Annotated in this window: 13 protein-coding genes and 13 tRNA genes; 6 read left to right on the top strand and 20 right to left on the bottom strand. The window is 59.3% G+C overall.

The window, feature by feature from the left end:
• Positions 1–32: 32 nt before the first annotated feature.
• From GE300_RS20235 to GE300_RS20285, 11 genes are all read right to left on the bottom strand, one after another.
• A tRNA-Leu gene (locus tag GE300_RS20235) sits at positions 33–117 on the bottom strand.
• Positions 118–122: 5 nt separating this feature from the next.
• Positions 123–198 (bottom strand) — tRNA-Thr (locus tag GE300_RS20240).
• 34 nt (positions 199–232) lie between these two features.
• Positions 233–307 (bottom strand) — tRNA-Thr (locus GE300_RS20245).
• 30 nt (positions 308–337) lie between these two features.
• Positions 338–754 carry a hypothetical protein gene (locus GE300_RS20250; protein ID WP_154449320.1) on the bottom strand — a complete coding sequence of 139 codons (417 nt, stop codon included), beginning with the start codon at positions 752–754 and terminating at the stop codon, positions 338–340.
• A 286-nt stretch (positions 755–1,040) separates the two neighbouring features.
• Complete coding sequence (locus tag GE300_RS20255; RefSeq protein ID WP_154449321.1) at positions 1,041–1,907, bottom strand: hypothetical protein; 867 nt, start codon at positions 1,905–1,907, stop codon at positions 1,041–1,043.
• Positions 1,908–2,347: 440 nt separating this feature from the next.
• Positions 2,348–2,423 (bottom strand) — tRNA-Phe (locus GE300_RS20260).
• A gap of 142 nt (positions 2,424–2,565) precedes the next feature.
• Positions 2,566–2,641, bottom strand: a tRNA-Asn gene (locus tag GE300_RS20265).
• A 65-nt stretch (positions 2,642–2,706) separates the two neighbouring features.
• Positions 2,707–2,781, bottom strand: a tRNA-Gly gene (locus GE300_RS20270).
• Positions 2,782–2,921: 140 nt separating this feature from the next.
• Positions 2,922–3,230 (bottom strand): hypothetical protein, encoded by a 309-nt coding sequence (locus tag GE300_RS20275; RefSeq protein ID WP_154449322.1) that lies wholly within the window; start codon positions 3,228–3,230, stop codon positions 2,922–2,924.
• Positions 3,231–3,301: 71 nt separating this feature from the next.
• A complete protein-coding gene (locus tag GE300_RS20280; protein WP_154449323.1) occupies positions 3,302–3,475 on the bottom strand; it encodes a hypothetical protein in 174 nt (57 codons plus the stop codon).
• 37 nt (positions 3,476–3,512) lie between these two features.
• Positions 3,513–3,588 (bottom strand) — tRNA-Met (locus tag GE300_RS20285).
• 221 nt (positions 3,589–3,809) lie between these two features.
• Here GE300_RS20285 and GE300_RS20290 point away from each other — a divergent pair.
• Positions 3,810–4,340, top strand: coding sequence for a hypothetical protein (locus tag GE300_RS20290; protein ID WP_154449324.1), 531 nt, complete (start codon positions 3,810–3,812; stop codon positions 4,338–4,340).
• Between the two features lie 23 nt (positions 4,341–4,363).
• On the opposite strand, the gene GE300_RS20295 is transcribed toward GE300_RS20290, so the two are convergent.
• The 7 genes from GE300_RS20295 to GE300_RS20325 all read right to left on the bottom strand — a co-directional run bounded on the left by GE300_RS20295 (position 4,364) and on the right by GE300_RS20325 (position 6,198).
• A tRNA-Met gene (locus GE300_RS20295) sits at positions 4,364–4,439 on the bottom strand.
• A 96-nt stretch (positions 4,440–4,535) separates the two neighbouring features.
• Positions 4,536–5,090: a hypothetical protein gene (locus tag GE300_RS20300; protein ID WP_154449325.1), complete on the bottom strand. Its 555-nt coding sequence runs from the start codon at positions 5,088–5,090 to the stop codon at positions 4,536–4,538.
• A 186-nt stretch (positions 5,091–5,276) separates the two neighbouring features.
• A tRNA-Ser gene (locus GE300_RS20305) sits at positions 5,277–5,366 on the bottom strand.
• 105 nt (positions 5,367–5,471) lie between these two features.
• Positions 5,472–5,561, bottom strand: a tRNA-Ser gene (locus tag GE300_RS20310).
• A 203-nt stretch (positions 5,562–5,764) separates the two neighbouring features.
• Positions 5,765–5,841 (bottom strand) — tRNA-Ile (locus GE300_RS20315).
• A gap of 168 nt (positions 5,842–6,009) precedes the next feature.
• Positions 6,010–6,085: transfer RNA gene (locus tag GE300_RS20320), tRNA-Gly, on the bottom strand.
• 36 nt (positions 6,086–6,121) lie between these two features.
• Positions 6,122–6,198, bottom strand: a tRNA-Asp gene (locus tag GE300_RS20325).
• Positions 6,199–6,203: 5 nt separating this feature from the next.
• Here GE300_RS20325 and GE300_RS20330 point away from each other — a divergent pair.
• Together GE300_RS20330 and GE300_RS20335 are read left to right on the top strand one after the other, a co-directional pair.
• Complete coding sequence (locus GE300_RS20330; RefSeq protein WP_154449326.1) at positions 6,204–6,671, top strand: hypothetical protein; 468 nt, start codon at positions 6,204–6,206, stop codon at positions 6,669–6,671.
• Between the two features lie 16 nt (positions 6,672–6,687).
• A complete protein-coding gene (locus GE300_RS20335) occupies positions 6,688–7,746 on the top strand; it encodes a hypothetical protein (RefSeq protein WP_154449327.1) in 1,059 nt (352 codons plus the stop codon).
• Positions 7,747–7,972: 226 nt separating this feature from the next.
• On the opposite strand, the gene GE300_RS20340 is transcribed toward GE300_RS20335, so the two are convergent.
• Complete coding sequence (locus GE300_RS20340; protein ID WP_154449328.1) at positions 7,973–8,353, bottom strand: Ltp family lipoprotein; 381 nt, start codon at positions 8,351–8,353, stop codon at positions 7,973–7,975.
• A gap of 406 nt (positions 8,354–8,759) precedes the next feature.
• Between GE300_RS20340 and GE300_RS20345 the strand changes: the two genes are divergently transcribed.
• Genes GE300_RS20345 through GE300_RS20355 form a run of 3 tightly spaced genes read left to right on the top strand, consistent with a single transcriptional unit; the run spans position 8,760 to position 13,570 of the window.
• The gene (locus tag GE300_RS20345; protein ID WP_154449329.1) at positions 8,760–10,679 is read left to right on the top strand and encodes a hypothetical protein; all 1,920 of its coding nucleotides are present in this window, start codon (positions 8,760–8,762) and stop codon (positions 10,677–10,679) included.
• Positions 10,673–11,050 (top strand): hypothetical protein, encoded by a 378-nt coding sequence (locus GE300_RS20350; protein WP_154449330.1) that lies wholly within the window; start codon positions 10,673–10,675, stop codon positions 11,048–11,050. Before GE300_RS20345 ends, GE300_RS20350 begins: the two co-directional genes overlap by 7 nt.
• Before the next feature lie 3 nt (positions 11,051–11,053).
• On the top strand, positions 11,054–13,570 hold the full coding sequence (locus tag GE300_RS20355) for an Hsp70 family protein (RefSeq protein ID WP_325063341.1): 2,517 nt from the start codon (positions 11,054–11,056) through the stop codon (positions 13,568–13,570).
• 90 nt (positions 13,571–13,660) lie between these two features.
• On the opposite strand, the gene GE300_RS23345 is transcribed toward GE300_RS20355, so the two are convergent.
• Positions 13,661–13,899 (bottom strand): hypothetical protein (locus GE300_RS23345; RefSeq protein ID WP_233417243.1); only part of this gene is annotated, 239 nt, incomplete at its 5' end.

Consider the following 13,899-nt stretch of genomic DNA (forward strand, 5'->3'; position numbering starts at 1 on the left):
GGCGAAAGTTCGAAGCGTTTCGGTCATCGAACTGGTGCCCCCGGCCGGGGTCGAACCGGCACGCCTTGCGGCACCGGGGTTTGAGGCCGGCGCGTCTTCCTGTTCCGCCACGGGGGCATTGTTGGTGCCGGCAGGAGGGATCGAACCCCCGGCATCCCGCTTACAAGGCGGGCGCTCTACCATCTGAGCTATGCCGGCTGACGGTCCGGGCGGGTGCCCGGACCTGGCATGTTGGTGCCGGAAGGGGGAATCGAACCCCCGACCCACGCTTTACGAGAGCGTTGCTCTGCCGCTGAGCTACTCCGGCGAATCCGTCTGGGCGACGGATAGTTAAGCGTTAAACAGGTTCCGGAGCGGCTCCTTCAGGTGCCGCCGGAAACTCGACCTTGAGCCCGATCTCTTCCTCGATGATATCGGCCAGGATTCCGATTTCGCGCTGCAGGCGGTGAGCCTGGGAGCGCTGACCGTCGCGCCAGGTGCGCTCCACGCCCTCTGGATGGCTCGGGATCTCCGGGAACGGACAGGTATCGGTCTCGGCGTTCTCCAGCATTTTCCGCGATGCGGCCATGGCGGCAACGAGAGCGGAGCCGAGGTCCTCGAGCCGGGCCGAGTTACCCGCGATGCGGCTGAAGAACTTGCGTTCCGGGTCATCCGCGGGCCTTAGGGCGATACCCGAGAGCGTGGCGATATCCCGGAAGCGGGCAAGCGTGGCAGTGTCGTCGGCGCCAAACCGAACGGCTGTATAGGTCTCCATGGAGATCCTCCAGTTCATCTTGGTTCATGAGGGAAGGCGGAGGCCCATTTCGCAGCCCGTTTCGGCCGCGCGTTTCCGCTTGCACCAGGCTACGCGCCCGGTGTGGAAAGTGCAAAGTTCGGTTCCGGTCACCGGTCCGGAGACCTCGTATCGCCAGGCCAGGAGATCAGCGCCACCGGATCGAAGGACTTCGGGAGCCTTCACCCCATACTCCGACAACCCCCGGTGGGAGGGAATGTCAGGCGAGTCCGGGGCTCTCAAACCCGGACCGGACCTTATCAGGCGTCTAGCGCCAAGCTCTTTTATTTCGAAAGTCGATGGTCCACGTTTCCCCGGAGCCGACGCAGTGAGCCCTGCCGGAGGCAGTCACGGTGAACTCCCCGCACCCTTTTGCGTTCGCCCTGCCGAGGGCGATCGCAGCTGCACTCCAGCGCGGATCGGAGGTCGGAAGCGACGGGGAGGACTTGAAGAGGCTCCAACCCCAGTTACTTGACGTCGACCCCCCGGACCCTCCGGCTGCCGGTTGCGGTTTGGGCCTCTCGATCCGGGATAGGTCGGATCCCCAGAACACCCGCTTGAGCCCCTCGTCGGCTGATGTCCTGACGGCGAGGTAGCGACCGCCTGCCTTCCTGTTCCATTCGAGCGGCGGCAGGTAGTGGAGTTCCGCGCGAACCTCCACATGATGGGCGCGGTCCTCCTGCGTGAGAAGGCCGGTCCTGACCCTTTGTACTTTCACCTGTTCATAGAGCGTTGCCTGAGCGAACGGGACCGTCTCGCAGTCGAGCCCGAGACGCACCGCATGCAGCGTCACGTACCTGCGATAGGAGATCTCGAACTCCAGATAGGTCCGACCCTCCCTGAGGTCGCACGTCCGAGGGGATGTGTGGGCGTTTCTCCAGGTCGTCTGGTCGAAATTCCAGTGGTCCTGGCAGGCTTCGCTCGCTTTTCCCGCAACGATATCCCCGAGACGACACCGCGGGCCTGAGCGGTTCAGGCCAATGATATGCGGCGAGACACGCTCCAGCTCTTCGCTGCCTTCCTTGAGGCGCTCGCCATCGACATAGACCACATGGATCACGCGGTGAGGGAGTAGCGCCCAGGCCAGGCAGAGTAGGAGTGCGGAAAGGACGACCCAGAGAAATACGCGTACCAACGATAATCCACCTTGGAGAATTCAGTCCGACACTAGCTTCCGCTGCGTCGGCTGTCACGAGGTGAATGAAAAGGCCCGGGATATTTCGCAAATCCTGGATCGCGAGGCGAGACCGGCAACCTTAGTCGGCGCGCAGTCCGGGGATTGGTGCCCTGGCCCACGCCGCCGGTCTACGAGGATTTCCCCCGGCAGTTACCCGACTTGCACAACCGGGTAGGGGCTCTGTGCTTGGCCCGTTCCCCGGCAATGCCGGCCTCGCGCCGCGATCCTGCCCCTGTCGGAGCAATCCTCGGCGGCGGCGCGCCTTTCGGCGAGCCGCCATGGTGATCCGCCGCGCCCCTCGATCCCGAACCGCGAAAACGCGCTTCGGGCGACCGGCGTGTGGCCAGGCCCCGTGGCAGTGCCATGAGGGACGGCGCCAGGCGCCGCGCGGCGGAAACTGGTGCACCCAGAGGGGCTCGAACCCCCGACACCCGGTTCTTCAAACCGGTGCTCTACCAGCTGAGCTACAGGTGCATGACGGCCCGCTCAGAGCGGCCATACTGGTGGACGCGCGCGGGATTCAAACCCGCTCAAGGGACTTTACGATCGATGCGGCATCACCCGCCCATCACCCTGCGAGGCTCCCTCAGCATCATGCCATGCGCGTCCAGAAAGATGGCTCCCCAGGTTGGACTCGAACCAACGACACACCGGTTAACAGCCGGTCGCTCTGCCAACTGAGCTACTGGGAAGCAGACGAGAGAGGACGCGCTTCCCTCGGGTTGTGGGTTCGAGTCCCACTTGGGTTCCACATTTTTGGAGCGGCAAGTGGGACTCGAACCCTCGACCCCCACCTTGGCAAGGTGGTGCTCTACCTCTGAGCTACTGCCGCATGCGCCGGCGCGGGAATGGAACCCGTCTTCCCCTACTTCCGGGCGGCCCTGTCGGATTGTCGAGGTGTCCCGATCGGGACCGGCCATCCCCGGCCTTTCGCACGGGGAATCTTGTGCACCTCCGGTCGTCCGGTGTACGTCAGGGCGCGGGGGCTTCCGTGACCTCCTCGAGGGCATCGGCGAGTTCGCCGGAGAGACCCTTGAGGGAGATGAAGCGCAGCGCGTACATCGTGGTGTTTTTCTCGCCCTCGACGCCCGGCCGGGTGCTGGAGATCTCGGCAAGGGCGCCCTCGAACTCGTCCGAGAGACCCCTCTCGGAGAGAAAGCGCTTCACGAAGTTCGGCAGGGCCTCTGAGGCCGCCGCATCCGTGACCGCAAGTTCTTCAATGCGATGGTCGTCGTCGTCGTGGCCCCAATGCGCGACCGTGAGCTTGTCGATGAGCGACATCGGTTCTCTCCCTGGTATTGGACTGCCCCAGCAGTATGGGAGTGACGGATGAAAACCGGACGCATGATCCTTCAGCGGTTTGCCGCCTGCTGCGGCAGGGTCTTCTCGAGGGCATCGGCGGCCTCCTCGAGAAGATGCGCAAGACGGTCGCGCTTTCCCTCCTGAACGCTCCTGCGTACCGGGATCTGGCGCCGGATCTCCGCGCGCCTGCGGAGCCGAAAGATGAGGTCCTGGGTGTCGTCCAACGTACGGTACTCCGGTGTTCGATGGATGGCGTCCAAATGGTTGCGCGGGGCGGGTTCGAACCGCCGACCTGCTGGTTATGAGCCAGCCGAGCTGACCTCTGCTCCACCGCGCGTGACGAAAGCCTCTCGAGGCTGTCGTCAGACAGGGTGGTGGGATTGTTCGATCCGTGCGGCCGGTCACTGGTGCTCCGATGAATTGGCCGGCCGGACATCGCTTCGCGATCACACGGGATGATTCCGGCGTCGCAATGGACTACGATCCCAGTCGGATGAACATCGAAGTCATTTTCAGGATCGATCTGGACTTGCTTCCAGGCGAACGTCAGGGGGTTAAATGAAACGAATTCTGACTGCTGCAATTGTGGTGCTTCTTTCTTCTTGCGGGAGTTCATCGACCGATCCCAGGATCGCTCGCGCAGAAGCGATTGCCGAAGCTCGGAAGGTGAACCAGAACTGGAGCGCGGACTGCACCCGGGACAAGGTCACAAACGTTCGCAGATGTTTCGCTGGAACCTTCGGCGCGTCACCGCGAACCGCGCCATTTCAGGTATACTTTCTCGGCAAGTCGGGACCGTATATCTCGGCCGGTTTACACACCTACCCGGGTCGCAAGCCGCTTGTCAGGTTCGACAATGACAGCAAGCCATACACGATCTCGGATGATGGCGGAGTATCGTCTCAGCAGCCTCAAATGTCGGTGGTGAACAGAATGCTCACTGCGAGCACTGCGAATGTCAGGTATCACTCCTGGCCGAAAGGCTCGCGGGATATGGTCGTGGATGTGCGCGGCTTCAGGGAGGCATGGGGCCGACTGTTGGAGCTCAGAGATGGCGCAGCCGCGCCGCTGGAGCAGTTCGGGGGGTAGGTGCCAGGCTCATGGCGTCCGAATGGTTGCGCGGGGCGGGTTCGAACCGCCGACCTGCCGGTCATGAGCCAGCCGAGCTGACCTCTGCTCCACCGCGCGTGACGAAAGCCGCTCGAGGCTGCCGTCAGACGGGGTGGTGGGATTGTTCGGTCCGTGCGCCGGGTCACCCGGTGATCTGCAGCTGTCGGCAACCAATTATCGGAAGCCTCCGCCCATCGAGTCGTCGTCTAGCGTGCCTATAAGCTCGCAAAGCTGAAAGAGAGAAACGACCAGCTTGCGTGCGCTTGGCGCAATGAACAAATGACTTGGAGGAAGATGGAGTCCGTCGTCCTCGGACAGCCTGCGGACATTGTACAAATCTTCTTCGCTGATTATGGGATCTTCTCCGACAGACCTGAGTTCCCTGGCGACGCGGCGGTTTCGGCGCTCTGAGGCGCGCCTGCAGAACGCCTCGTCGATCGCGGTGATCGCCCAGAACCCGAGCAACCCCGGGAAGATCAGGGCCAAAAGCGCAGCAATGATCACAAGAAGTATTTCAATGCCTTGATCCACGTACCCTGGATTGGGCCTGAGCCAGTCATTCGCCATCTGCCCCGCTTCTGCGGATATCCAGATCATCAGGAGGCAAGCGCACGCCAGGAAGAAGGTCGAGCGCAACAGACCTACGAGCGCGACATACTCGAAGTCCTTCGCCGCGACCCGAAACATCGCGCGCCGGACGGCGCGCGCCCTTTCGTCTTTCTCGCCCATGCCTCCCTCCGTCAACCCTCTGCTGAAGCCTTGAAACACCGAAGCACAAACGTGGCAGGGCTGTCGAGATTTGGGCGTTCATGGCGGATGGGGCGGGGTTCTTGCCGGCGTCATGGTCGGCGCGCTGCGCTCGAACCAGTGGCGCTTCGCGCGCCTTCCTGACGCTTCGAATCCCGCGGCCTTCGATGGCGGATGGGGCGGGATTCGAACCCGCGGGACGCTTGCGCGCCCGCCGCCTTTCCAAGACGGTGCTTTCGACCACTCAGCCACCCATCCATGTCTAACTCTTGCTTCGAAACTCTCGAGATCGGCGCGGCGTCACTCGAACCGGTGGCGTTCCTTGCGCCTTCGCTGCTGCTTCGAATCCCACGACATCCGTATTGGCGGGTGGCGAGGGATTCGAACCCCCGGGACCCTTACGGGCCCATCAGTTTTCAAGACTGCCGCCTTCGACCGCTCGGCCAGCCACCCGGATAACTCGGGGCGCCCTATGCATCGCAAACGGAGCTCAGCATTGTCTTGACCCGTACCGACGCCCAGCACGGGAGCATCCGGCGAACCTGAGACCGCGACCCCCGCCGGATGGAGAACGCGGAATACCTGGAACCGGCGCCCGGGATGAGCCGGGGAGCAGCTTCCTCCGGGGCGTCCGTGGCCCCGCGCCGGTGAAGTGTTGGTGGACGAAGAAGGGCTCGAACCTCCGGCCTCACGATTATCGGTCGTGCGCTCTACCCAACTGAGCTATTCGTCCATTTTGCGCCGAAGCGGCGGGCAAGTCATACCGACAGCATGTGGTGGGACCGGTCTGGCGGGGTCGGTCAGGAACCCCGCATTCGCCCGCTGACCACGAACCGCGCCTCCGCGGCGCGCCGGCTACCCCAGATGCTGTCGTCGCCCTCGAAAAAAAAGGGCGGGGGATTGGAGCGGACGATCGGGTTCGAACCGACGACATTCTGCTTGGAAGGCAGATGCTCTACCAGCTGAGCTACGTCCGCATGGCCGTCGCACGAACGGGCGACGGCGGGTTGTCCTGGCGAAGTTGACGGGACTTGAACCCGCGGCCTCCGGCGTGACAGGCCGGCGCTCTGACCATCTGAGCTACAACTCCATTCGATGACGATTGACAGCCGCGGCTTCCTGGCGCGCGGGCTGTCGCCGCCCCTCACGGACATGCAAAAGATCTTCAAGGTCTTCACGCATTTCCTTTCCATCGAGGAGCGCGGGATCACGATCGAGGATGAGCTGGCGGAGTTCGGCTACAGGCTCGAGGAGCTGCACGACGCGCTCAACGAAATGGAGAAATGGCTCCGCTTCGATCCCGAGATGCCCTATTTGCCGAGCGAAAGCCTGAGCACCATCGCCATCGTCGCGAGCGAGTTGCTCGGGAAGGGCTTCGGTGAAGAGCTTCGGGTCGAGCGCTTCGCCGACTCTCTTGGCCTGGACCGGAACGCCCTGCACCGCGCGCTGGTGGATTTCGGCTCCCGGGCGGGCATCGATCTGCCCTGGCTTATTGGCGAGGAGGCGCGAGTCGCCATGGCCGAGGTGATTTGCGAGAAACCTGACCTTTCACCGGCTTTCTGAACCTGCGAGGAACACCATGCCCAACAAGACAGAACCGGCCTGCGATTTCGCGATCGCCGCTCCAGCCCCGCCCAAGTCCGAAGCTGAGCGCAGGGAGGAGATTGTCGCCGATTGCGCCCGCAGCGCCGCCTGGACCGAAGGCAACCTCATCTCGCCGGAGGAGATCCGCGATCGGCAGCAAGGAGGCGCACCCGCGCGCTTCAATGTCATCAGCCTTCCGGCATGGATCGAGCTTGCGTCCCGCGCGGGCGTTGAAGCCATCCCACTGCGACAGATCGCGGAAATGCCGACCTCGGAATACGTCCTGACAATGGACCACCTGACCAATGGCAAGCGCATCACCGAGTTCGAGAACCAGGTCCTGGGCGGGCTTCGCCCAGGCGAGATCCTGCGCTTCGAGCAGGTCGCGCCGATGGAAGTGAAGGCCGCGCTGGCGGCCGGCGGAGAGATCTCGGCCGGCCTCATCGACGGCGTCGACGGGAGGCGCTTTCCGGCTATGTACGACGAGCGCTTCTACTCCACGCTCCTCGACCTGGGCGCGCCGAAAATCCGAGCCTATGCCCGGCCCTTCGTCCAGCCGGCGCTCGCCGAGGGAGAACTGAATGGCAGGGATGGCAAGTGGCCCGTCGAGTTCCGGGTGTTCGTGGTCGACGGAGAGATCACCGGCGTTGCGAACTACTATCGCCAGATGCATCTCGACGAGCAGAGAGACCTCGGCGAAGACGGCATCCGGTCGGCGGTGGATGGGAGCCTGGAGGCGGCAAAGGCAATGCTGGCCGAAATGGCGCGGCTCGGCCTCACGGTAGGAAGCCAGAGGCTCGCGCCCGAGCCCGAGCACGGCGGGGACTTCACGCTCGATTTCCTGTTGGCCGAGGACGGCCGCGTCCTGTTCCTCGAGGGCGGCCCCGCGGGGCTCTCCTTCGCGGATCCCTGCGCGTTCCTCACCGACGGCGCCAGGGAGATCTCGCTGGAAGGTGTGGCACTCTCTGCCAGACGGCCACCGGTCCCGTTCGAGGACTGGAACGCGGGCGTGTTTCGGTACGACGGCGAGGCGCCGGTGGCGGCTGCGCCTTAGAAGATGGCCCCCCGCGCCACCTTCAGTCGGAGGAGCGCCGCGCAGCGTTCCGCGCCCGGACCTTCGCTGCGAGCTCCGCCGGGTCGATGCCGTCGCGCGGGCTCGGTCGGCACGACCACCACCGCCTTTTCCGGAAATGTATCTTGATATTCGTCGCGCTCCTGCGGCCGGACCGAGGTTGCGCGACGGCACGGCGGATGCCGAAAAGCTGAAAGATGCGCATCGTTCAGCAGGCGCCAGCTTGCCGCGCACCATATGCCGCCTGGCTCGCGGTGTAGCCATCGCCGTAGCTCGACGAGAGCTGCTCGATCAGGCCGTTGCACGAAAAGCCCATCATCTGCAGGTACTGCTCCGCGGACCTCGCGGCCTGAGCGTTCCAATCAACGGAAAGGCTGTCCACCGCGACGATGGCATCGGCGCGTTCGTAGCCGTCGCCATACGCGGAGGACAATTGCTCGATCAGACCGTCGCGGGAAAAACCCTGGAAGCTGAGGTACGCCTTGGCGGACCGGACGGCGTTTTTTTGAGGTCTAGTGAGGGATTGAGCGTCGGCGATCGATACTGTCAAGATTGCGCAGGAAATAACTATCGCGAAAAATAGTCTCATTTGAAACGTCTCCTAGTGAACTATGGCGCCGTCGCGAACGGGGCGCGGGCAGTAATGCCTAGCACGGCATATTGGTCAACAATGTGGCCTGATCCGCCTATTCAGCAGGCGGCGTTGCGGTCAACTATCGGAACTGTCATCCGACTGAAAGGCTCAGATGACCACTGCGAGTCCATCGTTGCCATCGGCAAAGTAAGCATCACCCGTCAAAGCAGTTGACTTCCTGACCTTCTTTGCGTGACCAAAGGAGCTCAAGCGTTCGGCCTAGCTCACACAAACCTAAGAGATCTCATGAAGCGCTGACTAGAAATGGGGTGAGCCCCCCCGAAGGCCCGCAACAACTAAGTCGGACCACATGATGAGGGGAGGCCAGCTGGGCGTGATAGTAAATGTAAAGGACAACACTTTGGGAAGCGAAGGTTTCAGCCTTTTTTCGAACGCATTTTCGGTTCTGAAGGCTAGCTATGCATCAAACCATACTGAGATTTCAGATTTGGTCGAGGATGCTGAGTTCGATGAGCATCATTCCCAAGAGATCATTCAGCGATCTCAGCAAGCCCTTCTGTCACCGATTGCTCGCTTGGATCAAGAATTAAGCTGGCTCCCAGAGCTCAGTGACGCGCAAGTTAATGAAACTGTGTCCTTGTTGAAAGAAGGAAGGGTAGCTGAACTCCGGAAGGCGATTGCATTTCTCCCCGATTCGCCAAAAGCCAACGTTCTCGCGCACTTGTGTGGCACCAATTTTGCGGATGAAACGCTCCTTCAAGACCTTCTTCGTGCATGGGACGATGTTGACCAAATCAGTCTACTGCAATTTCTAAATACCCGACGCCAAGCGGCCGGCTTCCCACGAGTCGAAAGGAACCAACTTGCGGCATCGATCAATGTTCTCAAAAGCACCCATGCGCGAAGCGCGGCGCTGTCCGTTTGGCGACAGGATGAACCCGGCAAGGTGATGGAAAGTCTGGTTGAGGCGGAGGTGGAGAAGGACCGCGCAAGCAGAATTTTTGCAGAGTTTGTTCGAGAATACGACATCTTGAGCGAACCCTACCTGGCGAGGATCAGCGAAGCTATTGATCAGCAGATCGAACTTGCTCGTCAGCCGTCATATCAGCTTGAGGCCGTGACGAGTGAAATCGCTGAACTCCTGCAGCAGTGGGACGATGTCAACCAGCCGGTTCAAGTATTTGAGCAGCATCAAGGCCATGAAGAAGGCCGGTCCAAGCAAATCTACGAAAAGCTACGATCACTATGCCTCGAGCTCGCGAACGAAAGAGGAGAATTTCGTCACGCAAAGCGGTTGTCCGAAGCGCTATTGCACACGTTTCCAGAGCTGGAATCCGTTGCTGAGGTGCTTAAGGGTGATGTCGAGGCGTTGGAAAACCTCGATGAACAGCGAAAGCAGTTTTCAGTGCTGGAGCCGCTCGTTGCCGCCTGTGAGGCCGCCAAATCACAAGTTCCGAAGCTGAAGTCAGCGTTGCAAAGATCAGGCTTTGCGCCAGCGAGCAGGGGGGCCGTGAAGGAAATCTTCGCAGCGTTCGATAACGCTGCAAAAGCCCCAGGCACCGGGGATGCTGCATTCCTTGTTGTTCGAGACCTTGCGTTGTTCGTGAACAATGATCGGGATGACCCTGAAACGGCGTTCAGACTGATCGACGGGCTGATCACCTACCCTGGTGCGAAACCGTCCCAAGATTTGAGTAGTAAACTTGATGAAGAGCGGTCCGTGCTGTATCGCAACTGGAAAATGCCCGAATTGAATCGGCAGTCAGGCAGTCTCGGCGGAATGGCGAAGATCGTCGATGAAATGCTCAAATACGCAAAGGGCAATGATCGCACGGAACTGGAGCAGCTGAAGTCAAGGATTGAGCGCAAGCAAGCCGGCAAGAAGGTGAAATGGTTGATCTATGGTGGAATCGCGGCCGTAATTGGTTTTTTTGTTATTTCCGATGAACTTGATAGGCCAACCTCACAAACATCATACCAGCCCACAAGTACTTATCACCCCTCGAAGCCACTTCAGACCACAACTAACCCAAGTTCAAATACAACCGCCGAAACAATGCCACCTGTTGGTCAAGGACTCACTTTGAACAGGTCCCAGGTACGCTATTGTGTTTTTCAGGGCGAGCGGCTCGAGGCTATGAGGTCGATTACCACAACTAACTATCAGATCAGCAGGTTTAATGGGCTCATTGATGACTACAATTCGAGGTGTTCAAGTTACCGGTATACAAGCGGTGTGCTGAGTTCAGTACGCCGAGAAGCTCAAGGGAAAACGACTGAATTCATCGCGGATGCCCGAAGGATTGTTGCCTCATGGTGAATGGCAGGAAAAACGACATCAACATTGAAAGTGTTGCTCAGCTTTGTGTTGAATACTGGAAGCTTGCAGCCGCGACCGAGAAAGTGCTGAGCAGCGCACTTGCCAGTGATGGAAAGCGTTTAGAGGCGCAGTTGAAGTTCTCCAAACGCCAATTGGACGTGCTCCTCCAAGATTTGGGGCTGCGACTAGTCGACTTTTCGGGCGAGCGTTTCCATCCTGGTTTGGCGGTATCGGTCGATAATCCAGGCGATTATGAAGAAGATGAAGTGCTTGTTGTTGGCAAGACAATAGAACCCACAGTCATGTCCGACATGACTGTAATTCGGATTGGGCGCGTGATCGTTGCGCCAGTTGTACAAGAAGAGGAGTAGGCTGTGTATCTAGGTATCGATCTCGGAACATCGAACTCCGCAGTTGTTGGGCATGTCGATGGGGCGCTCCGTCTCTTCAAAACTGCCGACGGCACCGATGTACTGCCAAGTGTCATCTACCTGGATAAGCGCGGGCATCGGTTCATCGGAAAGACCGCCTATGACCGGTTGCTCTCCGCGCCCAAGAACGTCGCGCACGGCTTCAAGCGCTCCATGGGAACCAAGAATCCAATTTCCCTAGCTGGGGAGACTTGGACCCCGGTGGAGTGCTCGGCAGAAATCATCAAAACGTTGGTTGGCCAGGCCATGACTGAAGCCGGTTCGCAAGAAATCGAAGGCGTGGTCATTACGACACCGGCAGCGTTTAATCAGATGCAGAGCGAGGACACAATTTCAGCCGCGCGGCTCGCAGGATTGGAAAAGGTTAGCCTGCTGCAAGAACCCGTTGCCGCTGCTTTGGCCGCAATCTCCAACAGTAAGCAGAAAGACGGAGTTTTTCTTATCTATGATCTTGGTGGCGGGACATTCGACCTCGCCCTGGTGATGAGCACCGCTGGCGTTGTGAACGTTGTCGCCCACGAGGGCATAAATATGCTGGGCGGCAGAGACTTCGACAGGATAATATTCGATAGCGTCGTCCGGCCATGGCTTTCGCAGAATTTCAGCCTGCCAGCCAACTTTCAGGCCGACGAGAGATACAAACATCTTGCCGATGTCAGCAAACACGCAGCAGAAAAGGCAAAGATTCAACTGTCTGCATCCGAAACGGCTTCAATCTTCGCCACTGAAGATGAGGTGCGTGCTACAGATGAAAACGGCGAAGAAATTTACATCTCCATCGACCTTTCCCGCGAGGAAATGGCCGAACTGGTTCGCGACCGGATCGAAGATTCAATTGCTTTGTGCCGTAAGATCATCGTCGCAAACGGCTATAAGAACGAGGATATCTCGAAGATTGTGCCGATCGGCGGGCCTTCGAAGATGCCCATCATCCGGGAGATGCTGGAAGCAGAGCTTGCCATTGCTGTCGATAGCGGACTGGACCCCATGACCGCCGTAGCCACCGGAGCGGCAATATTCGCTGAGAGTCGAGAATGGGAGGGTGACAGCTCTTCTCAGAAAACATCAAAGCAGCGGGAAACAGTCAGGGGTGACATTAGCCTCTCGTTGGACTTTAAGTCCCGCGTTTCGTCCGAAAGCACAAAAATTCGCGTGAAACCTGCGGGCGATATTCCCAGTGGATTCGAACTTGAAATCCTTGATGAAGAGGGGTCATCGTCTGGCCGGATACCGCTGAACGGGCCGCTAAGCGTTGGTGTGAGCGTTCGAAAGAACGGTAAGAACCGATACATGGTCAACGTTTTCGATCAGACAGGAAGTAAGGTTGAAAGCGCATCACGGGAAATCAGTATCGCGCGATCCGAAGCCAGCGCCGCCAGCGTCCCGATGACCTACAATCTAGCCGTGAAGGTTCAACATGGCATGGTTGGGTATGAACGAAACAAGCTGGACATACTGGTCAAGAAGGGTACCGCGCTGCCAGCGCAAGGACGGCAAAAGTTCCGTTCTGGAAAAACGCTGATTGGCGGGGAAGACGACTTCATTGCAGTGGAGTTCTATGACATGGCGGACGACGTTGACAGCCCTGAACATAACCTTCACATCGGCAATTTCTGCCTGAACAGCGTAGATGAGCTTGAGCGCGGAGAGCGGATCAACCGCGGCGATGAGTTCATTATTGACTGGAACATGAGCGACAACGGCACGCTTAGCTTCGCTGTAGAGCTTTCCACGCTTGGCCGAATAATTGACGCTTCGAATCTTTATCGCCACGACGATGGTGGGATAAATTATGAAGGAGAACGGGGCGCTGAGGTCGCGGCAACAATGCTTTCGCGGGTGGAAAGCGATCTGCAAGAGCTTGAGAGTGCGCTAGACCACGATCCTGACCCATCAGGTAGTATTCGGAAACGTATCGAGCGGCAGCATGCGGCGCTATCCACTTCGGTGGATGCTGACACCCATCGCTCCGTTGCAGAGGAAGCTCGGAAGCTACGCCAGGACGTTGCTTTATTGAAGATGTCCCCTGAGAATGAAGAGCGTGTGCTGACAGACGAGGCCGCCAAGGCTGAATTGTCGTTTGATGAATTGAGGGACTTGGCACAGCCCGTCGATGCGGAACGACACGATAAGCTGCTTGTTACGGCACGTCGGTCAATTCGTGAGAAGAATTTCGATTCCGCGCGAAGATCGCTGGGCGAAATGCATGGCATCCGAATGAAAGTCCTAGCGGAAACCCCAGATTTCTTGATTGAGCTTCTGAAGCATCTTGCAACAGAGGCGCATCTGGTCGTTGACGAGGAACTGCACGAACAACTTGTCGCTGCTGGCGTAGAAGCTGCTAAGGGCGGTGATGTAGATCGACTAAGATACGTGATAGGTCAAATGATGAGCAACAGAGTATCCACCGGCGCTGATGCAGCTGAAATAGTTGAGCTGGCGCATCTTTTGGGTTCTTAAACTGCTTATCCCTATTTGGGAGAACGGAGGGCAGAAGGCTACGCCATACAGGCGCGGGCCAGACCCCGTTTAGTCCGCGCTTCTTTCGGCTCATTCTTCGGGATGAATCGCCGCTTCGTCAGGTCGACAGATCCTGCGAACCAAGTAGCCCGCGCCCAAAGCGGCGAAACACATCCCGATGAAATGGCTCAATGCCAAACTCCACGAGAAGGAGGCGATCCCGATCACCTCCTTCAACAAATGTTCTCGAAAGGGTAGTGTCCAGAATCTTTCGCACATTTTCTCAGGCGACGGCTCCGTGGGTTGAGGTTTGCTCCGCGTAGAGCGGG

This window comes from Halovulum marinum (genome assembly GCF_009697225.1).
In the GTDB taxonomy this organism is placed as follows: domain Bacteria; phylum Pseudomonadota; class Alphaproteobacteria; order Rhodobacterales; family Rhodobacteraceae; genus Halovulum; species Halovulum marinum.